Source organism: Streptomyces sp. NPDC007901, assembly GCF_042959465.1.
Classification (GTDB): Bacteria; Actinomycetota; Actinomycetes; order Streptomycetales; family Streptomycetaceae; genus Streptomyces.
In genome coordinates this window covers 88,198-107,806 of sequence record NZ_JBIBKW010000006.1, presented here as the reverse complement: position 1 = coordinate 107,806, position 19,609 = coordinate 88,198, and the positions used below count along the sequence as shown (strand labels likewise).

Sequence of the window (19,609 nt, the reverse complement as noted above, 5' to 3'; positions counted from 1 at the left end):
GAGGATGCCTCAGCGCAGCGGGTCAAGCTCCGCGGGCGGTGTGCCGGGAGTCGAGGCGAGAAGGTGCTGGAGGAGCGCGATCAACACGCGCGTTCCGGAGTTGCACTGGCGTGCGTCGCACGCCACCACGGGTACGTCGGGCTTGAGGTCGAGAGCCGAGCGGATCTCGTCGGACGTGTAGCGGTAGGCGCCGTCGAACTCGTTGACGGCGACGATGAATCCGATGCCCCGCCGTTCGAAGAAGTCGACCGCGGCGAAGCAGTGGTCCAGCCGGCGGGTGTCCGCGAGCACGACCGCGCCCAGGGCGCCGTTGGACAGCTCGTCCCACATGAACCAGAACCGCTCCTGTCCGGGCGTGCCGAACAGGTACAGGACGTGGTCGCGGTCCAGGGACATCCGGCCGAAGTCCATCGCCACGGTGGTGGTCGACTTCCCCTCGATGCCCACCAGGCTGTCGGTACGGGCGCTGACCTGGGTCAGCAGCTCCTCGGTGCTCAGCGGCTCGATCTCGCTGACAGCTCCTACGAACGTGGTCTTGCCGACCCCGAAACCACCGGCGATGAGGATCTTGAGCGCGGTGGGAAAGGGGTCAGAGCCGCTTGCGAAGGCCATGCAGCACCGTCTCCAGAAGGTGTCGGTCGGTGGGGGAACCCGCCAGGATGGCGCGCGGCGCACTCGTGGTGACCGCGCGGTGGGTGACGAGGTCGGACAGCAGGACTTTGGTGATGACGGCCGGCAACTTCAGGTGCGCGGCCACCTCGGCGACGGACAGCGGCACGCCGCACAGGGCCAGCACCTGGTCGTGGTCGGGGCCGAGATAGGTCTTCGGCCGTTCACCCGTCGCCATGACCAGGGTGAGCAGATCGAACTGCGACGAGGGTCGGGTACGTCCGTTGCTGACGGTGTAGGGCCGTATCAGCCGGCCCGCGTCGTCGTCGAGCCAGGCCCCGTCCTCCGCGTCCGACATGGTCAGCGCCCCGGATCGATCGACGCGCCGGCCGCCTGCTGCCGGACGGGTGTCGCCAGGTACGGGCGGACGCTCTTGACCAGCATGGCCATCTCGTAGCCCAGCACGGCCGCGTCGGCCTCGCGGTCGGCCAGCACGGCCAGACAGGCGCCGGAGCCGGCCGCGCAGACGAACAGCAGAGCCGTGTCCAGTTCCACCACCACCTGCCGTACGTCGGCGCCGTGGGCGAACTGCATGCCCGCGCTGCGCGCCAGCGAGTGGAGACCCGACGCGAGGGCGGCCAGGTGCTCCGCCTCGGCCACTGTTTCGAGCCCGTCGTACGCCTTCGCCAGTCCGTCGGAGGACAGCAGCAGGGCACTGCGGGTGAAGGGGACCCTCTGGATGAGTCCCGACAGGAGCCAGTCGAGGTTCTGCGACTGGCCGGCATGCATGTCGCTCACGGTGGCGTTCTTCTCCTTGTGTTGCGAGTCCAGAGCCTGCATCAGCGAGCGCTGTGGGTGGGGGGCTCGTCGGGTTCGTTGTCGGCGAGGCGGACTCCTCGCTGGAACATGGCCATCAGTCCCGGATCGTGCTCCGTCTCCTTCTCGTCGCCCGTGCGCACCGCGGGACCGTTGCGCAGTTCGGGCGCCAGGTGCTCCTGGGCGTGGCGCTGCGGGAGCTGCGGCCGGTCGTCGCGGGGCGGGCCGCCGAGCTGGGGGGCGGGGACGTACGCCGACGGCGCTCCGGCGCCGTGGCCGTGGCCGTACTGCTGCGCCGCGGGCGCCGGTCCGGCCGCGGCCTGCGTCTGCGCCGGCGGCAGCGGCCGGCGCAGGGCCGGCGGCGGGGCCACGGGGCGTCCGTGGGACGCCTGCACGGGAGGCTGCGGCGCCGAGGGCATCCGGACCTGCTGGGGCATGTCGGCGACGACCTGCTGGTCGGGCGCACGGTCGATCTCGTCGCCCAGCAGGGCGCGCGGCACGACCAGTACCGCCTGGACACCGCCGTAGATGTTGCTCTGCAGCCGGACCGCGATGCTGTGCCGGCGGGCCAGTGCGGACACCACGTACAGGCCGATACGGCCGTCGGCGAGCAGCTTGCTGAGGTCGATGTGGTCGGGCTCGGCGAGCAGGGCGTTGATCCGGGTCTGCTCCTCCAGGGGCATGCCCAGACCGCGGTCCTCGACCTCGATGGCGAGCCCGGCGGTCACCCGCTGGGCGCGCAGCAGGACCTGGGTGCCGGGCTCGGAGAACGTCGTGGCGTTCTCCACGAGTTCGGCGAGCAGGTGGATGACGTCGGCGACGGCGTGGCCGCGCAGCGTGCCCTCGATCGGCGGCACGAGCTTGACCCGGGAGTAGTGCTCGACCTCGGCGATCGAGGAGCGCAGCACCTCGGTCAGCGTCACCGGACGGGTCCACTGGCGGCGGGAGACCGAACCGCCGAGCACGGCGACGTTCTCCGCGTGGCGGCGGATACGGGTGGCCAGGTGGTCGACGTGGAAGAGGCCCTTGAGCAGCTCCGGGTCCTCGACCTCGTTCTCCAGCTGGTCGAGCATGTTGATGGCCCGGTGGACGAGCGACTGCAGACGCCGGGCGAGGTTGACGAAGACCTCGACCCGCTCCTCGCTCTCCTGCGCGCTCGTCGGAGCGTACTGCGCACGCTGCACGACGGCGGTGCGGGCCTGCCAGAGGGCGACGCTCATCTCGTACCCGAGCGTCCCGAACCGGTCGGTCCGGGACGGCGCGGGCAGGGTGAACGCGACCTGCTCCACCGGCTCGCCCCGCTCCAGCCGCTGCAGGGCGTCCTGCAGGCCGGCCTGGCTCGCGGCGACGGTACGGCGCAGCGACGTGTACTGCCGGGACGCCGTCCGGGACGCCGCGCGGCCGGCCCGCACGGCGGCGGCCAGCACCCCGCAGCCGATCACGGCGCCGACGACGAGCACCGTCCAGGTGGCCGCGTCGGCGGTGCCCCGCTGGGCCTTGAGGACGAAGACGAGCAGGACGGCGGCGAGGACCGCCATGGACAGCGCGGGAAGGACCGCGAGGCGAACCGTACGGGACCGGGTGGCCGATTCTGTCGGTTCGTCCTGCGCGGGAGGCCTGGCGTGCCTGTTGTGTACCGAGCCCGGCACGGTCATCCGACCAGGTCCCGAACGCCCTGCATGAGTCGCGGTTTCGGACATGGAGCCCTCTCGATGAACCAGTTCAGAGACACAGCGTGCAGCGCAAACAAACCGTCAACTCCCGTCCAGAAGTGGACAGTTATCAGGCCAGCAACCCTACGCCACAGACCCCTATGTGACGTAATCAGATCACCACGGAAACGGAACCTTCACTTGCCGAAACGATTCCCTGGTGACACTCCCCCGTCGACACCCTGACCGGAATCGGGGTGAGCGACCCTTTTGCACCCTTCGGCACCGCTTCCTCGGACAACGTCAACCTCGGTCTCTCGCACAACAGTTGGCGTCACCCGAACGGACAGACAACGCGCCTCTTCGACCATCATGGGTCAGCCCCAAAGACGCCGACCCGGGGAACCTCCCCCGGCCCTACGGTCCATGCATCGGACGGATCGGCCGGGGCCGGTCCGTCGCACCGGCAACCGAAGGGGAGGACGCCGCCATGGCGAGCGTGGAAGTGTCACTGAAGGAAATGATGGCCGGGGTCGAGGGGGCGATGGGCGCCGCCGTCGTCGACTACACCAGCGGGATGGCGCTGGGGACGCTGGGCGGGGGCAAGGACCTCGATCTGACGATCGCCGCGGCCGGGAACACGGACGTCATCCGGGCCAAGGTGCGCACCATGGAGGAGCTGGGCCTCAAGGGCCGGATCGAGGACATCCTGATCACGCTGGAGAAGCAGTACCACCTCATCCGCCTGATCACCGGGCGCAGCGGGAACGGCCTCTTCCTCTACCTGGTGCTCGACAAGGCCCGCTCGAACCTGGCGATGGCCCGCCACCAGCTCAAGCGGGTCGAGGAACAGCTCGAGGTCTAGCGACGACACAGAGCCCGGGGCTTCGTGCGCCCACGATGTGAAAACTTCTTCAAGTGACCACATCAGCATGATCCCAATTCATGCCTGCACCGGGCCGCGGGCGGCAAGGATCGGCTGTGCAGGGCCGATGCGGCGGTGTCGCGAGGCGCCGCCGCACCCCGGCGGCCCCACCCACCCGACCCGGCAGAGAGCGAGCTGTCATGCAAGTCCCCCTGTACCAGGCCAAGGCGGACTTCTTCCGCATGCTCGGACACCCCGTGCGGATCAGGGTCCTGGAACTGCTCCAGCACGGGCCGGTCCCGGTGCGGGACCTGCTCGCCGACATCGAGATCGAGCCGTCCAGCCTCTCGCAGCAGCTGGCCGTGCTGCGCCGGTCCGGCATCGTGGTCTCCATCCGGGAGGGATCCACCGTCAGCTACGCGCTGGCCGGCGGCGATGTCGCCGAACTCCTGCGCGCGGCCCGCCGCATCCTCACCGAGCTGCTGGACGGGCAGAACGTCCTCCTCGCCGAACTGCGGCAGGCCGACGCGCCCGTCCGGCCGGTGTCCGCCGACAGCCGCGGCTGAGCGGCGCCCGGATGTGGCGCGCCCGGATGTGCCGCGCACGGCCCTGGCGTAGGCTGGGCGGGTACTTCCGGACCGCGCCCCGAGGGCGTGCATTCGTCGGTCCCGCGTGCCCGGACCTCTCTGTCGCCGGGGCGCACCCCGAGCGAGCGGAGGACAAGCGATGGGGACAGTCACCACGGGCGACGGCACCACTCTCTTCTACAAGGACTGGGGCCCGCGCGACGGGCAGCCGATCGTCTTCCACCACGGATGGCCGCTGAGCGCCGACGACTGGGACAACCAGATGTTGTTCTTCCTGGCGCACGGCTACCGCGTCATCGCCCACGACCGTCGTGGGCACGGCCGCTCCACCCAGACGTCCGGCGGCCACGACATGGACACCTACAGCGACGACGTGATCGCGCTCGCGGCGGCGCTCGATCTGCGGGACGCCGTGCACATCGGCCACTCCACCGGCGGCGGCGAGGTCACCCGCTACGTGGCCCGCGCCGAACCGGGCCGGGTCGCGAAGGCGGTGCTGGTGGGCGCCGTACCGCCCCTCATGCTCAAGACGGACGCCAACCCGGGCGGCCTGCCCATGGAGGTCTTCGACGGCTTCCGCGCCGGGGTGGCCGGCAACCGCTCGCAGTTCTACATCGACGTGCCCTCGGGGCCGTTCTACGGCTTCAACCGCCCGGGCGCGCAGGTGTCCCAGGGGCTGATCGACAACTGGTGGCGGCAGGGCATGATGGGCGCGGCCAACGCCCACTACGAATGCGTCAAGGCGTTCTCCGAGACCGACTTCACCGAGGACCTCCGCCAGATCGAGGTGCCGGTCCTCGTCGCCCACGGCACCGACGACCAGGTCGTCCCGTACGAGGACTCGGCGCCGCTGACCGTGCAACTCCTCAAGAACGGCACGCTCAAGAGCTACGAGGGCCTTCCGCACGGCATGCTCACCACCCGGCCCGAGGTCCTCAACCCCGACATCCTGGCGTTCGTGCGCTCCTGACCGCGCCCCGACAGCAGGTGTTCCGGTAAGGGCACGCGGTGCGCGGGCAACCGGGTCCCGGCGGGACTCGCGGAGGAAGGAACCCGCGCACCGCGTGCCGTCCGCAGGGTCAGCCCAGGCGGACCGCGAGGGCGCCGTCCTCGGCGTGCTGACGCGGGGCGGTGACGGTTTGCGGGTCGAAGATGCGCACGGTCAGGACTCTTCCTCAAGTGGCGCGGCCGCCCCAAGTGCGGCCAGGGCGCGGGTGACGGCCTCGGGACGAGTGGGTGCCAGGGCGCGGGCCCGGGCGGCCAGGGTGTCCGCGATGTCGCGGTGGGGACGGACCAGCGGCCAGACGTCCTGCGGTACTTCCCGGCCGGCGGCGACGCGTTCGTGGGCGAAGTCGGCCAGCATGCGGGCCAGTTCCCGGTCGGCGCGCAGGTCGAGTCCGGTCACCCGGGCGAGCGGGATCTCCAGGAAGACGCACTTGAGGACGGCCTGGCGGAACTCGCCTTCCGGGAGGTGGGCCGCGGCGTACGGGCCGAGGGCGGTCTCGACGACGCTGGTGTCGTTGCCGCGCAGGGCCTCGCGGATCAGGGTGAGGGCGAGGTCGCGGAACGGGTCGTCGCCCGAAGCGGCGAGCAGCGGCAACGAGCGCAGGATCGCGCGCTGTTCGGCCGGATCCCCGTGCCGGTACAGACCCGCCACCTCGTCGGCGAGGTCTTGGCCGCGCAGGGGAAGCGTGGCGAGCAGGACAGCGCGGACGGCCTCGTCCGTCGTCCAGTGCTCGTCGAGCGGAGCCTGTCCGCAGCGCCTTCGGGCCGCGGGGAACAGAGCCCGGATCGCGGTGGGGCGGGCGGCTATTCGGGCGGCCGACTCGTCGAGCCAGGTGCGGGCAACCGGGGACAGCAGTGGGCGGGGGTCGGGGGGTACTGCCGGTGGACGAAGGGGTGCGGTCGGCATGTCGGGCCGAACCTCCTGTGGCACGGGAGGAGTGGGGAATGGAGGGAGGGTTACGCTGCTGCGGCGCGGAGGAAGTCGATGGAGCGCCGGGCGACTTCGGGGGCGTCCAGGGAACCGCCCTGGATCTCCACGGAGACCAGCCCGCGATGCCCGAGGGCGCGCAGTTCCGCCAGCACCGGCGGGAAGTCGATCTCGCCGGCGCCGAATTCGAGGTGCTGGTGGACACCGCGCCGCATGTCCTCGATGTGTACGTTCAGCAGACGCGGCGCCGCCATCCGAACACACTCCAGCACGGGCCGCTGCTCCACGCAGTGGGCGTGCCCGATGTCCAGGGTGATGCCGAACAGCTCGTGTCCGCCGAGGAGTTCGGCCAGACGCAGACATCGCTCGACGGTGTCCACGAACATGTGCGGCTCCGGTTCGAAGGCGAGAGCCACGCCGTATCGCTCCGCGGTCTCCAGCACTGCCGTGAGTCCGTCCGCCAGCCGCTTGAAGGCGTCCGCCTCCGGCAGTCCGCCCGGCGCCGGGCCGCTGCACAGGTGGACGGTGGGAGACCCCAGGTCGGCGGCGATCCGAACGGCGCGGCGCAGGAGGTCGGTTCTTCGCCCGTCCGTCTCGGACATCAGCGTGGGGAGGTGTTTGCCGCATGGGTCGAGGAGATAGGGCGCGCCGGTCTCCACCGTGACGTCCAGGCCGTAGCGGTTGAGGGAGCGGGCCAGGGTGGTGAGGCGCCGGGACAGGTCCTCGGCGTAGGGGTCGAGGTGGACGTGGTCGAGGGTGAGGGCGACGCCGTCGTAACCGAGGTCGGCGAGGATGCCGAGGACCGCGTCGAGCCGGTGCTGGGTGAAGCCGTTGGTGCCGTAGCCGAACTTCAGGGGCGTGGGGGGTGGTTCCATGCTGGTGGTACCTCACACAGCGTTCAGGTGGGGGATATGCGCCGAGCCAGCCGTCGCGCGAGGGGATGGCCGACGCCGAGGACAGTGGCGGCGGCCGGCGCCCCGGCCCGCGCGGTCAGCGCCGCCTGCAACGGCATGAGCGCGAGGATCCCGGAGCCCACGGCCCGCCGGACGTTCTCACCGGAGGGCTTGCGGACGGCTTTGAGCTGGGCGCTTCCGTAGGTGCCGAGGTAGGCGAGGGCGGCGCCGACGGTGACGAGGGCGGCGGACCGGGCGGCGTCGGCGCCTGCGGCCGCCCGGCGCGGGGCGGCTTGGCCGGCGAGCCCGGGTCCGGAACGCCGCATGTCACGGACGGCCCCGCTCACAACCGGAACGACCGCCGCGACAGCCGTGGCCGTGGAGGCGGCCAGGGTCGCGGCCGGCAGCCGGGCAGGGGCTCCGTGGATCTCGTGGCGACTCAGGGCCATGAGCGTGTACGTGTGCGCTCCGACCAGCGCCGCCGGGCCCGCGCCTTTCCGCAGGACGCTGCCGGCCCGCCCGCCGGGGTCGGCCGCCGGCGCGCCCACGAGAACGTCCACGGCGCGTGCGCCCGCCATGGCCGCCGGGCCCGCCGAAGTACCCTTGAGCCCCAGGTCGTACGCCCACACCAGCCCCGCGAGAGGTACGGCACCCAGCAGGCTGCGGCGCCCTCCGGTGACGGCCGCGAGTCCCAGGCCGGCCGCGGTCAGACCGCCCGCGACGGCGAGTGCGGCGCGACGGGGCACCCGGCCCGACGGCACCGGTCGCTCGGGGCGCTCCACGGCGTCGATCGTGGCATCGGCGTAGTCGTTGAGGGCCATCCCCGCCCAGTAGAGGCAGACGGACGAACCCACGGCACCGAACGTCCGGAAGTTCAGGGGGCCACCAGCGGCCGCCGCTCCCGCGAGGACATCGCCGGGGACGCTCAGCACGGCGGGCGCCCGGACGAGATGTGCGAGGTCGGAGAGCCGCCTCCGTGTCTTCATGGCCGCACACTAATCCAAATTTGCAGCTTTCACATGGTTCACCCGTGCCGATCGAAGTGACAAAGGAAACAGAACAAAGCGCTGCCCTGACCCTGAACGCCGCGAGCACAGCGTTCAGTTGAGCCGGACCGGCGCGGCGGTCATGGCTGCCGCAGTCGCCGCACGACCGCCGTCGCCGCGCCGTGACCGGACATGCCGCGCACGCCCGGTGATGGCGTCCCGCCGGGTGCAACACCGCTGCGTCAAGGCGGTGGGTGGGGCTGCCGAGTGGGCGAGCGGCAGGACGGGACCTCGAGTAGGTCGCACACCCCCACCTGTCAGCACAGCAGGTGAGCTTCACCGTCCTGAACGGCGCCACTGTGTCCGAGCGGGCGTTCGACGGTCCGCAGGCCATCCGCGCAGCCGGCCCCTTCCAGGTCATCGGCTCGGCATGCTTCAACTCGTGCGACGCCGAGACCCGCCGGATGACGAGAACGAGCGTGCCCCCCGCTCGCGCCACCGCAAGCAGCTCTGCGTGCCCAGCTCGCACACCGGCTTGTTTCAGCTCCCGGTCCACAGCTCCGCGGGACTCCGGCATCGGCCTTGGGCCGGGGCCGGCAATCTACTTCTGGCCATGATATTTACAAAAAAATGATCAAGGGCCGGTTTCGGATACCTCCGAAACCGGCCCTGATCTGCGACTGTCTCCAGTCGGGACGACAGGATTTGAACCTGCGACCCCTTGACCCCCAGGAGTGGGCGGTACCCCTTTCGCCGGTACTTTCGGTGATAAACCAGGGACTTCAACGCGCAGCACCGGGCACACAGTGAAGGAGCGCGGGCACCGTGTGGTCCCCAATTGGTCCCCACGGGAGCAAGGAGGGCCGCCGGTTGGAGCAAGTGGCCGTGGACGAACCCGATGGCAGCGGCTGGCACGCACGGCGGGGGCCGGGATCCACATGGACCTGCTGACGGCTGACGCCAGGGCCACTGCCGCCTCCCGCGCGGCGGGAGGGGATACGTTCAGCGGGCCGATGGAGGCCGAGGTGTCGCGAGGTGTGCTGGGCGCGCGTGCGCACGGTCTGGAGCCGTTCTTCGACGGCGGCGAGTGAGAGACGCCGTCGCCGGCCCGACAGGGGCTCAGGGGGTGCGGGCCCTGAGATGGGCCCGTTCACCCTGGTGCATGGACCCTTGCACCTTCGGCAGGACGAGGCGCACCGGTCCGGCACAGATCCCGATCAGCGTGCGCACTGGCATCCTCATCTTGATCTCCTGCTCCAGCCGCTTCGCCGACGGGCGTTGCCCCTCCGAGCGAGCGAGCAGGTTGCCCGGGCAGGTGCCCATGTGGGTGCCAGGGTGAGGCGCGGGTGTCGGCACGGGTCCGCGTGCCGACACCTCTCACAGGCTGCATCTCCCGGCGGCGAGTGCCGTGATCGCGCACTCGGCCGCATGCCGTGCCGCGAGCGCGGAAGGGAAGGGCCCGCGACCGTGGGAGGTGCGGCTGACCGGTCCGCTCGTGATACGCCACTGCCAGGCGGTGTGTGCGGCAGGAGGCGGGGGGTGGTACCAGACGGACTGTGCTGCAGGAGGCGCGTTCTCCGCTTTCTGGACCAGTACGTCGTGGACCACTCCGCCGATCACGGCTGAGGCGCGCCTCCCGTCGTTGTCGGTGGTCCAGTCCAGAGGCGTCGGGGTTGACTCTGACACCTCCAGGAGGGCGTCGGCGAGGTCGGCCAGCGTCCGGTACAGCGCGGCGCGTACCGCGTCGGCGTGAGACCGGCCCCACTGGCATGGGGTCCGTTCGGCGATCTCGTCCACGAGGGTCTGCGCGGCGAGGTCGTCCAGGGGGTCCGACTGCTCCAGACGCCCCTGTACCGCGATTGCGGCAGCGCCCCACGCGAGGTCGTCGCGAGTCATGGCGGTGCCGCGGGCCAGCGCCCACAGGTCGGCGGGCCCCAGGTCGTCGACCGTCTGCTGGATGCAGCGGGCGGCCGCGTCCGCCGGGGGCGGGACGTCGGCCTTCAGGAGGCCGGCGCGTACCTCTGTCGCCGCGCTGACGTCGCCCGACTGCAGCATGCCCAGAGGCAGCGACGCCACTGCGTGGAGCACCTGGCCGTGGACGCGACGTACCGGATGAGGTCCCAAGGGCGGCGAGGGGCGCCCTGCCAGCGCGCACATGGCGTCCAGCAGGTCTGTCGGTGCGACCCTCAGACTGGCGCACGCCCTCGGCAGACGGCCGCCCATCCCGCCCCCCTTTCGTTTTCTGGGCTGGTGCGGCCGGTCCGGACGGCGGTGCGAGGACCGTCTCGGACCGGCCCTTCTGTATGCCTGGTCAGTCGTCCAGCACGGCCAGGGCGTCGACCTCGACGAGCAGTCCGGGAGGGAGCTGCATGTAGACGGTGGTGCGGGCGGGGAACGGCTCGCCGACGGCCGTCGCGTACGCCTCGTTCATCTCGGCCAGGTGGGCGGGATCGGTGAGGTAGACGCGGAGCATCACGACGTCCTCCAGGCCCGCTCCGCCCGCCTTGAGCACGGCGGTGACGTTGCGCAGGGTCTGTGTGGTCTGCTCGGCGACCGTGGTGCCGACGACCTCGCCGGTGTCCGGGTCGAGGGGGAGCTGCCCGGAGACCTGCAGGACGGGGCCCTTGCGGATGCCTTGGGACAGCGGGGCCGGCAGGGCGGGTGCGTTCTCGGTGGTGATGACGGTTCTGGTCATGCTGGTGTGTCCTTGAAGGAGGTGGCGGAGGTAGGTGCGGCGGGTTCAGATCCAGGCCCGTCGTTCCCGGCTGCGGGGGTCGTCGACCTGGGTCCATTCGGTGTCGATGCGCATCGTGGCCCGGCGCTCGGTGTCGTACGGGTCCCAGCCGGGATTGCCGGTGGTGGCGAAGCGGACCCAGGTCTCGTGCATGCGGGTGGCGAGCTCGACTGGGGGCTTGTCGGGGCCGAGGAGGGCGCTCGCACCCTGCAACTGGGGGAGCTGCGCGAGGTCGAAGACGAAGGGGAGTTCCACCGCGTGGGTGGCGCCGAGCTCTCCGTTCAGGGCCGTCGAGCGCCAGGCGAACTCGTAGGCGAAGGTGGCGGAGTCGGGATGGGCGGCGTGTGCGCCGGCCAGGGCCCGGCTGCCCGCGCCGAACAGCGCGTCGCCCATGATGGCCGACCGGAGCTCGCCGTAGGACGCGTCGGGACGTGTCTTCCGGTACGTCTCGACGAGCTGCGCCGGGTTCGGGTGCGAGCGCGCCGCCGTGTCGTCGATGTCGTCGGCGGTCGAGGTCGCGTACTTGTCCACGGGGACCAGGTAGAGGTTTCCTTCCTCGGCGTTGGTCCCGATGAGCAGGTCGATGTCGGCGCCGAGGCCGGCGGCGACAGAGTCGGCGGGCTGGGTGTCCAGGACCAGGCTGAAGGGGCTGAGGCCGATCAGCGGGTCGTGGTGCGTGTCGGTCTGCAGGTCGATGCCCGCGAGCCGGGAGGCGGCCTCGACCAGGCGTTCGTCGGGGATGTCCGCGAAGGCGTCGACATGGGGCTCGATGCCCAGCACCTCGGCGGCGGCCTGGGTGACGCGGGCGGCCTGTTCGGTGGTGAACGCGCCCAGGCCGCTGCCGCTTTGGACGACCGCCCGGCGGAAGAGTCCCGTGGCTTCGGGGGTGGCGAGGACGCCGCCGACGATGGTCGCCCCGGCCGACTGGCCGAAGAGGGTGACGTTGTGCGGGTCACCGCCGAAGACGGCGATGTTCTCGCGGACCCAGCGCAGGGCGGCGACGACGTCGAGCAGGCCGCGGTTGGCGGGTGCTCCGGGGATGTCGAGGAACCCGGCGATGCCGAGCCGGTAGTTGAGCGTGACGAGGACGACGCCGTCGCGGGCGAAGGCGGAGCCGTCGTACAGGGCGGAGCGTGTCGATCCGGCGACGAATCCGCCGCCGTGGACGAACACCATGACGGGCAGGTGGCCGTTCGCGGCTGCGGGCGTGAAGACGTTGACGGTGAGGTAGTCCTCCCCGTGGCTCCAGCCGACGCCGAAGTAGGGGGACATGTCCACGCTGCCGAGCTTGCGCTCGGACTGGGGTGCGTTGGGCCCCGGCACGGTGGCGTCGCGTACGCCGTCCCAGGGCTCGTGCGGCTGCGGCGGGGCGAACCTGCCGGCTCCGAGGGGAGCGGCGGCGTACGGGATGTTCAAGAAGGCGGCGGTGCCGTCGTCCTGACGCAGACCGCGGACGGCTCCCTGCGCGGTGGTCACGACGGGGTCGGGGTGGTGGTTCACGGTGATGCCTTTCTGCGGGCGTCAGCCCTGCTCGGTGTATGGGGTGAAGGGGGCCCAGCCCTTGATGGCGAAGCTGCTGCCCTCGCGTACGACTTCGGCGGCGCCGTGGCCACCCAGGTGCGCGGGGATCACGAGTGCGTTGTTGTCGGCCGCCCAGCCCAGCACCTTGCGGCGGGTGGCGCGGGCGCCTTCGGGGTCCTCGCAGAAGCAGCTGTTGACGTCCGGCTCGAGGATCTGCACCGGGCTGTGCAGCATGTCGCCGACGAACACCGCGCGGTCCGTCCCGGAGGTGAGGGTCAGCACGGAGGAGCCGGGAGTGTGGCCCGGAGCCGCCTCCAGACGCAGGTCGGCATCGATCTGGTGACTGTTCTCCCACAGCAGCGTCTGGCCGGCCTGGTGCACCGGGGCCACGCTGTCCTCGAAGACGTTCTGGTTGCCGCGGCCGAGCAGCGGCTTGTGACCGTTCTCCGGGTTCCAGAAGTCGAAGTCGTCCTTCGGCATCAGATACGTGGCGTTGGGAAACGTGGGAACCCACTGCCGCCCGTCCAGGTAGGTGTTCCAGCCGACGTGATCGACGTGGAGATGCGTGTTGATCACGGTGTCCACGTCCTCGGGCTCGACGCCGGCGCGCGCAAGATTGGCCAGGAAGCCGGTGTCGAGGTGGCTCCAGACCGGCGCGTACGGGCGTTCCTTGTGATTGCCCACACCCGTGTCGACGAGGATGGTCTTGCCCTCGCTGCGCAGCAGCCAGGTCTGGATCGCAGAATTCACGATATTGGTCTCGGAATCCAGGAAATGCGGGGTCAGCCAGGGAGCACCTTCTTCCCAGACTTCCTTCGAGCTTTCCGGGAAAAAGGTGTCGGGCGTCATTTCGACGGAACCGTAGTATTCCCAGACCCGGGTGATGGTGACGTTGCCGAGCTTGATCTGTTCCATGGGGGTTCCTCAAGAATTCGGAGGCTTTCCTGAAACGCTAAGAGCAGCCCCCGTGCGCGCGGTATCCGTCACGTGACTGCACCGGTCCGCATGCCCCGGACGCCGGGCCGGGCCGCTTGTAGCCTGGGGGCGACAAGGCAAGACGGCTCCGCTCGACGAGCCACAATTCTCTGGAGACCCCGTGGACGAGCACGCAGGCGGCCCCCGTGCGACCGCGGGACCGGAGTCGGACAGTGAAAGGCCGATCTTCGGCCGGGACACGGAACTGGCACGCCTCTTTCAGACGGTGGATGCAGCATCGGCCGACCGGGTTCTGATGCTGCTCGGTGACGCGGGTATGGGAAAGAGCGCGCTGCTGGACCGGGTGGCGCGCCGGGCCGAGGCGAGGGGCGCGCGCATCCTGCGTGCCGAGGGCAGCGAGTCGGAGTCGAGCCTTGCGTTCTCCGCCCTGCACCAGCTGCTGCGGCCGGTATCGACTGAGGTGGACGGGCTGCCGGACAGGCAGCGCGCTGCGCTGCACGGCGCCTTCGGCGCGGGGCCGGCCCCGGCGGAAGCCGACCTCATGCTGATCGGTGTCGCTGTGCTGAGCCTGCTCTCAGCCCTCGGGGACCGACGGGCTGTGGTCGTGGTCCTCGACGACGCGCAGTGGTTCGACCGTGCGTCCCTGGATGCACTGTCCTTCGCGGCCCGACGGCTGGCAGGCGAACCGGTCACGATGCTGATCGCGGCCCGCGTCGGCGATCACCTGCCGGGGTTCGACCGGCAGGTGCCGACGCTCACCCTGGGACCGCTCGACGACGCCGCGGCCGGCCAGCTGCTGGATCTTCAGCCGCAGCACCCGACCGGCCGGATGAGAACGCAGATCCTCGACGAGGCTGACGGCAACCCGCTGGCACTGACCGAACTGACCAGGGCGGTCACCGCCCGCGAGGCGGCTGCGGGGCAGCCGTCCACGGGTCCGCTGCCCCTCACGGATCACCTGGAGCGGATCTTCGCTGCCCGCTTGAACGGCCTGCCGGCCTCGACCATTCGGGCCCTGCTGCTCCTGGCTGCCATGGACACCGTCGACTCCGCGATCGCCGTCCCGGCCGTGCTGCCGAACGCCGAGGACGACGCATGGCCGCCCGCCGAGCAGGCCGGGCTGGTTCGACGGATTGGCCGGGACCTCCGGTTCAGCCACCCGCTGGTCCGGTCCGCCGTGTATCACGCCGCGCCCGTCGACGCCCGGCGCGCGGCGCACCTGGCGCTCGCCGAACTGCTGTCGGACGAACCGGACCGGCGCGCCTGGCACCTCGCGGCCGCAGCCACACCCCCGGACGCGGCCGTATCGGCAGAGCTGGAGCAGACCGCCGACCGGGCCCGGCGCCGCGGCGGCCACGCGGCAGCGGCCAAGGCCCTGCAACGCGCCGCGGACCTGGCACCGCGACGCGAGGACAGGGCCCGCCTGCTGGTCGACGCCGCCGCGGAGGCCGTGCTCACCGGTGACCTCGCCTGGGTCGAGGAACTGACTGCTGCAGTACGCGCGCGTACCAACGACGCCTCGCTCCTGGCCGACGCCGCCATGCAAGTCGGACGACTGGCAGCACTGACTGTGCGCCACACCGTGGTCTTCTCCCGACTGGCCGACTCCGCCGAGGAGTTGGCGTCCGCGCGGCCCGCCACCGCGCTGGACCTTCTGGCCGGCGCCGCCGTGGTCCGCTTCTACTGCGGAGAGGACGCCCAACACCGCCGCATCCAGGCCGTCCTGGGGAGGCTTCCCGAGGAGGCGTCACAGGCATGGTTGCGCGCCTGGGTGCGGGCCGTGTCCGACCCCTCCGACGACAGGACTGAACTGCTCTCCCTGCTCCCGCGAGTCGCCGCCGAGGCGCGACGGCGCCCCGACCGGCTCACCGCTTTCGCGATCATGGCCTGGCTGCTGGACGAGACCCCGCAGGCCGTCCGCGCCTTCGACGAAGCCTTCGACCGCTGGGGGATGCGGGGACCGCTGCCGGATGGTCTGGGCGGCGCGGCTGCCTGGAGCTATGTGGAACTAGGAAGATGGGGGCGCGCCCGGGAAGCCTGCACACGCAGCAGCGCGCTCGGTTCCACGGCCGGCCTCGACCACGCCGTGGCCTGCGCGGCCGCCGTGGACGCCACCGTGCTCGCCTACCAGGGGGACGCGTCCGCGGCCCGGGCGCGGGCCGCCACCGCGCTCGCCCTGATCGACCCGCTGGAGAGCCGCTCGGTAGCCGTCTACGCCCGTCGTGCGCTCGGCGCCGCGGCCCTCGCGGAAGGCGCGCACGAGGCGGCGTACGACCGACTGCGCACGGTCTTCACGCCAGATGGCGCACCCGTGCACTACCACGCCTCGTATCCGGCCCTCGCGGATCTGGCCGCCGCCGCGGTCCGCAGCGACCGCCGTGAGGAGGCCGCCACGATCGTGGAGCGTTCCGCACACGCCCTGGCCGCGGGCGCCTCACCCCGGCTGCGCGCGCTGATCGAGCGGGCCCGTGGCCTGCTGGCCGACCCCGAGGACGCCGAGCCGCACTTCCGGGCGGCCCTGGCCGACCCCGTACTGGAACACTGGCCCTTCGAACACGCCCAGACACTGCTCGACCTCGCCGAATGGCTGCGGCGCCGGCGACGCATCGCCGAGGCGCGAGCGCCGCTCACCGAGGCCCTGGAGACCTTCCGGCGCCTGGGCGCCCGCCCGTGGATCGAGCGCGCCCGCGCCGAAGCACGCGCCGCCGGCCTCGACGTCACGGACGCCACTCCCGACGCCCTCGCCGAACTCTCCCCGCAACAGCAGCAGATCATCCGGCTCGCCGCCCGCGGACTGACCAACCGCGAGATCGGCGAGAAGCTCTTCCTCTCCCCGCGCACGGTCAGCTCGCACCTCTACCGCAGCTTCCCCAAACTGGGCATCACCGCCCGCTCCCAGCTGCGCGACCTCGTCGAAGGCACCCTCGCAGCCGCCGACCACCAGGGCTGAGGCCACGCCCGGCGACAGAAGCAGTCACCTGACGCATACCGCGCGGCATCCCGCCGAACCAGACTGGCCACGCGGGCGAAGACGGCAGCAAACCCCTTCGCCCGCGCAACCGAAGGCCAGCCCCTCTCCGGCTGCGCACGGCCGCGCTTTCGTCGCGGCCGGACGGGGAGGGCCCACCGCGTCGAAGGACGGAAATCCATGGTGGCTGCGAAGAAAGCGTCGCTCCGGGACCGGTTCGCCGCAGCCGACCCGGGACTGCTGCGCCTGGCCGCCGGGCTGCGAGCGGTCCTCGGCCTCACTCTCACCCTGGCCGCGCTGACCGCACTGGACCAGCCCTCTGTCGTCCTTCTGGCCGGTGGATTCACGACCGTGGTCACCTCTCTGGCGAGCAGCGACCTGCACCCCCGTATCCAGTTCCGCACCCTGCTCGCAGGGGCGCCGGTGACCTTCGCCGCCCTGATCGCCGGGGGCCTGCTGGCCCCTTTCCCCGTCGCCTCCCGCCCGGCCTTCCTGCTGCTGATCTTCGCCGCGGTCTACGCCCGCCGCTTCGGACAGCGCGGCCTGGACCTTGGGATCTTCGGCTTCATGGCCTACTTCCTGTCCCAGTTCGCCGGCATCCGGCCCCATCAACTCCCGCAACTGACCAGTGCGTTGGCCATCGCTTTCATCGCGGCCGGAGTTGCTCGCTTCGGCCTGGTACCCGCGACGTCGTACGGCATTCTCACCCGCCTCAGGGCGGCATTCGACACACGTCTTCTTGATGCCCAGCAGGCCACGCAGGAGCTGAGGACAGATGGCGCGGGCGACGCCCGCCGGCTCCAACGACGTCTTGAGCGACTGCACGCCTCCGCGCTGCTGATGCAGGAATTCCTCAACGAGGCCCCCGCCGCGCACCCCCGCGACGCGATGGCGGAGCTGGAGCGGACGGCACGAGCGGACGCGACCACGCAGCGCCTCGGAGTGCATGCGATCCGCGCGTCGAAGGATCCGGCGGCGCCGTCCGCCGTCGCCGTGCTGGATCCGGAGCCGGTGGAGCTGACGAATCTCACAGAGCGCAACCACCTCAAGCTCTGTCCGGCGGCGGCACCGTCCGCAGGTCCGTCGCGGTACACGACACGGCAGGCATGCCAGGTGACCGCCGCAGCCGCACTCGCCATGCTCGGCGGGCATCTGGTCTCCCCACACCTGTGGTACTGGGCCGTGGCCACGGCATGGGTGGTCTTCATCAACGCCGAGCACACCGGGGACATCCTGCTGCAAAGCGGCCGACGGCTGATCGGCACAGTCGCCGGCGTGCCGTTCGGATACGGCCTCGCCGTCCTGGCGGCCGGGCATACGTCCTTGGCCCTGGCCTTCCTCCTCGCCTGCATCTTCGGCATGTTCTACACGCCCTCCGGCAGCTACTGGGCGGTGACCTTCTTCATCACTGGCTCCCTCAGCATGGTGCTCGCACTCCTGCACACACTCTCACCGGAACTTCTCTCACTGCGCATCCAGGAAACCGCCCTGGGGGCCGGATGCGGGATCCTCGCCGCGCTACTCGTCGTTCCCACCCGTGTCCGCACGGTCGCCAACGAGCATCTGAAGGAGCTGCTCGTCCTTCTCGGCCACCTCACGCGCTGCACGCCGCAGGCTGACGGCATGCGGCGGCCCACGTCCGACGCGCGTGATCTTTACCAAGCACTGGAAGACTTTCGCAGAGCCTGCCGTCCCCTCATGCACCCGCTCAACCCCCACCGCGCCGAACGCGCCCGGGCCCGCCGCCTGCTCGAGCACGTGGAAGCGACTGCCTTCCGCGCACGAAGCCTCGCCACCGACACCGGACCCAACCGAGACGTGGCATCGCCGCCCCACCCCCGACGGACGTCAGGAACCCACCAGGGGAGCAAGAGGCAGGGCACTGTGCCGACGGCCTCGACGTCCATGCAATCCGCGTGCGCCGAGCATTGATGTCCGGCGGTCCTTCCGCCGACACGTGGGGGTTCCAGGAGCCGACCGACAGCGCCCCGGACGGAGCGGACAACGGACACATCTACGCAGTGCCAGCGGCCCTCACGCGCTGAGCAGACCCGGATGGGCCCGGGTCAGGGCTGTGATCGAGTGGGAGGTTCGGCCGGGCGGGCTGGGGAACGACGGTGGCGCCCTGGCGCGGGGCGTCGTTTTCGAGGGCGAGCTGCCGGATGGCCTCCTCGTACCGGGCGAGGGCCCGGCGCAGGCCGATGCCCGGCGGGCGGCCCTGCGGGCGGCCGCGTCGTGTGCCTCGGCATTGAGGGGCCCGCTGCGGTCCGTACACGCCCCACCGCCGCCCACGGCGGCGTCGCCTTCGGTAGCCGCCTGACGTTCGTGACGACCGCAGTACACCACCCACAACCACCGCGGCGGCACCGTCTGCGCCTTTGGCCGGCAACCCGGAACACAGGCACGAGCATCGACCACTACCGGCAGGGGCGTTGGATGGACGTGGCCGCGCGGGGACCGGCCCGCGGACGACGGAAAGGGCGCGGGTCGACGGACCGTATGGCGCACCTTGACTGGGTCAAGGTGCGCTTCAGCGCAGTCAAGTGCGCTGGTCCCCAAATGGTCCCCAAGAATGACCGCGAGGCCGTGCCGGATCACTCCAGCACGGCCTCCGACCTGCAACAAAGCTGGTCGGGACGACAGGATTTGAACCTGCGACCCCTTGACCCCCAGTTGCGGAGTCACTGAGCGGCGTGCGACGGGTCGTTCTTCGAGGTCAGTGTTCAGCGTACTCGGCCGAGTAAAGGAGTTTGTCTGTTCAGGCTCCCGCTGGACAGCCTCGCTGCCTCACACACCGCCTTCCGCTGATCGAGGGCAGCTGTTGCAAGCTCCGTTGCCTCCATCGTCGCACTTCAGCCGAGAGCCCAGCAAGTCGGAGCATATACAGGATCATTGCCCGCTGCGCCATCCGCTCGAGGCTCTGTTCAGGCAGCCTCCCGGCTGAACCGGTCGCCGTCGATCGTCAGTCGTCCCGCAAGGGTGACCGCGGCCTGCCCTCTCAACGCTGCCGTCTTGCGGAACCGGCCGGGCGCCCTCGGCTCCATGGAGGTGTTTCCCATCAACTCCCCTTAGCACGCGGGGTGTTCACCGTCCGAGGAACCTGCCAACA

Annotated in this window: 18 protein-coding genes; 6 read left to right on the top strand and 12 right to left on the bottom strand. The window is 71.0% G+C overall.

Translation table 11 applies throughout. The annotated features are described in order from the left end of the window. Positions 1 to 9 precede the first annotated feature (9 nt). From ACFZDK_RS20880 to ACFZDK_RS20865, 4 genes are read right to left on the bottom strand one after another with little or no spacing between them, the layout of a single operon-like run. On the bottom strand, positions 10 to 612 hold the full coding sequence (locus ACFZDK_RS20880) for an ATP/GTP-binding protein (RefSeq protein WP_390974412.1): 603 nt from the start codon (positions 610 to 612) through the stop codon (positions 10 to 12). Continuing rightward, complete coding sequence (locus ACFZDK_RS20875; protein WP_359222915.1) at positions 590 to 967, bottom strand: DUF742 domain-containing protein; 378 nt, start codon at positions 965 to 967, stop codon at positions 590 to 592. Before ACFZDK_RS20875 ends, ACFZDK_RS20880 begins: the two co-directional genes overlap by 23 nt. Positions 968 to 969: 2 nt before the next feature. Further along, a complete protein-coding gene (locus ACFZDK_RS20870; protein WP_390975016.1) occupies positions 970 to 1,398 on the bottom strand; it encodes a roadblock/LC7 domain-containing protein in 429 nt (142 codons plus the stop codon). Positions 1,399 to 1,448: 50 nt separating this feature from the next. Continuing rightward, complete coding sequence (locus tag ACFZDK_RS20865) at positions 1,449 to 2,963, bottom strand: ATP-binding protein (protein WP_390974410.1); 1,515 nt, start codon at positions 2,961 to 2,963, stop codon at positions 1,449 to 1,451. A 604-nt stretch (positions 2,964 to 3,567) separates the two neighbouring features. On the opposite strand from ACFZDK_RS20865, the gene ACFZDK_RS20860 reads away from it, so the two are divergent. The 3 genes from ACFZDK_RS20860 (at position 3,568) to ACFZDK_RS20850 (ending at position 5,499) form a co-directional block, all read left to right on the top strand. Then, positions 3,568 to 3,942 carry a hypothetical protein gene (locus ACFZDK_RS20860; RefSeq protein ID WP_355717992.1) on the top strand — a complete coding sequence of 125 codons (375 nt, stop codon included), beginning with the start codon at positions 3,568 to 3,570 and terminating at the stop codon, positions 3,940 to 3,942. A 200-nt stretch (positions 3,943 to 4,142) separates the two neighbouring features. Then, on the top strand, positions 4,143 to 4,508 hold the full coding sequence (locus ACFZDK_RS20855; protein ID WP_359222911.1) for a metalloregulator ArsR/SmtB family transcription factor: 366 nt from the start codon (positions 4,143 to 4,145) through the stop codon (positions 4,506 to 4,508). A 160-nt stretch (positions 4,509 to 4,668) separates the two neighbouring features. After that, positions 4,669 to 5,499, top strand: a complete 831-nt coding sequence (locus ACFZDK_RS20850) for an alpha/beta fold hydrolase (protein WP_390974408.1) — start codon at positions 4,669 to 4,671, stop codon at positions 5,497 to 5,499. 192 nt (positions 5,500 to 5,691) lie between these two features. On the opposite strand, the gene ACFZDK_RS20845 is transcribed toward ACFZDK_RS20850, so the two are convergent. The 3 genes from ACFZDK_RS20845 to ACFZDK_RS20835 are packed head-to-tail and all read right to left on the bottom strand — an operon-like array spanning position 5,692 to position 8,341. Continuing rightward, positions 5,692 to 6,441, bottom strand: a complete 750-nt coding sequence (locus tag ACFZDK_RS20845) for an EboA domain-containing protein (RefSeq protein WP_390974406.1) — start codon at positions 6,439 to 6,441, stop codon at positions 5,692 to 5,694. Between the two features lie 50 nt (positions 6,442 to 6,491). Next, complete coding sequence (locus ACFZDK_RS20840; protein WP_390974404.1) at positions 6,492 to 7,337, bottom strand: TIM barrel protein; 846 nt, start codon at positions 7,335 to 7,337, stop codon at positions 6,492 to 6,494. Positions 7,338 to 7,360: 23 nt separating this feature from the next. After that, complete coding sequence (locus ACFZDK_RS20835; RefSeq protein ID WP_390974402.1) at positions 7,361 to 8,341, bottom strand: SCO3242 family prenyltransferase; 981 nt, start codon at positions 8,339 to 8,341, stop codon at positions 7,361 to 7,363. A 938-nt stretch (positions 8,342 to 9,279) separates the two neighbouring features. On the opposite strand from ACFZDK_RS20835, the gene ACFZDK_RS20830 reads away from it, so the two are divergent. Beyond that, complete coding sequence (locus tag ACFZDK_RS20830) at positions 9,280 to 9,432, top strand: hypothetical protein (RefSeq protein ID WP_390974400.1); 153 nt, start codon at positions 9,280 to 9,282, stop codon at positions 9,430 to 9,432. 286 nt (positions 9,433 to 9,718) lie between these two features. Here the strand turns inward: ACFZDK_RS20830 and ACFZDK_RS20825 are convergent, their stop codons facing one another. From ACFZDK_RS20825 to ACFZDK_RS20810, 4 genes are all read right to left on the bottom strand, one after another. Then, positions 9,719 to 10,417 (bottom strand): hypothetical protein, encoded by a 699-nt coding sequence (locus ACFZDK_RS20825; RefSeq protein ID WP_390974398.1) that lies wholly within the window; start codon positions 10,415 to 10,417, stop codon positions 9,719 to 9,721. A 235-nt stretch (positions 10,418 to 10,652) separates the two neighbouring features. Continuing rightward, the gene (locus tag ACFZDK_RS20820; protein ID WP_390974397.1) at positions 10,653 to 11,036 is read right to left on the bottom strand and encodes a Rid family detoxifying hydrolase; all 384 of its coding nucleotides are present in this window, start codon (positions 11,034 to 11,036) and stop codon (positions 10,653 to 10,655) included. Between the two features lie 45 nt (positions 11,037 to 11,081). Next, positions 11,082 to 12,575 carry a carboxylesterase family protein gene (locus ACFZDK_RS20815; RefSeq protein ID WP_390974395.1) on the bottom strand — a complete coding sequence of 498 codons (1,494 nt, stop codon included), beginning with the start codon at positions 12,573 to 12,575 and terminating at the stop codon, positions 11,082 to 11,084. A 21-nt stretch (positions 12,576 to 12,596) separates the two neighbouring features. Beyond that, on the bottom strand, positions 12,597 to 13,511 hold the full coding sequence (locus tag ACFZDK_RS20810) for an MBL fold metallo-hydrolase (RefSeq protein WP_390974393.1): 915 nt from the start codon (positions 13,509 to 13,511) through the stop codon (positions 12,597 to 12,599). A gap of 181 nt (positions 13,512 to 13,692) precedes the next feature. On the opposite strand from ACFZDK_RS20810, the gene ACFZDK_RS20805 reads away from it, so the two are divergent. Both ACFZDK_RS20805 and ACFZDK_RS20800 read left to right on the top strand, forming a co-directional pair. Further along, positions 13,693 to 16,482 (top strand): AAA family ATPase, encoded by a 2,790-nt coding sequence (locus ACFZDK_RS20805; protein ID WP_390974391.1) that lies wholly within the window; start codon positions 13,693 to 13,695, stop codon positions 16,480 to 16,482. 198 nt (positions 16,483 to 16,680) lie between these two features. Further along, a complete protein-coding gene (locus ACFZDK_RS20800; RefSeq protein WP_390974389.1) occupies positions 16,681 to 18,432 on the top strand; it encodes an FUSC family protein in 1,752 nt (583 codons plus the stop codon). A gap of 992 nt (positions 18,433 to 19,424) precedes the next feature. Here the strand turns inward: ACFZDK_RS20800 and ACFZDK_RS20795 are convergent. Next, positions 19,425 to 19,559: a hypothetical protein gene (locus ACFZDK_RS20795; protein WP_390974387.1), complete on the bottom strand. Its 135-nt coding sequence runs from the start codon at positions 19,557 to 19,559 to the stop codon at positions 19,425 to 19,427. Positions 19,560 to 19,609 lie beyond the last annotated feature (50 nt).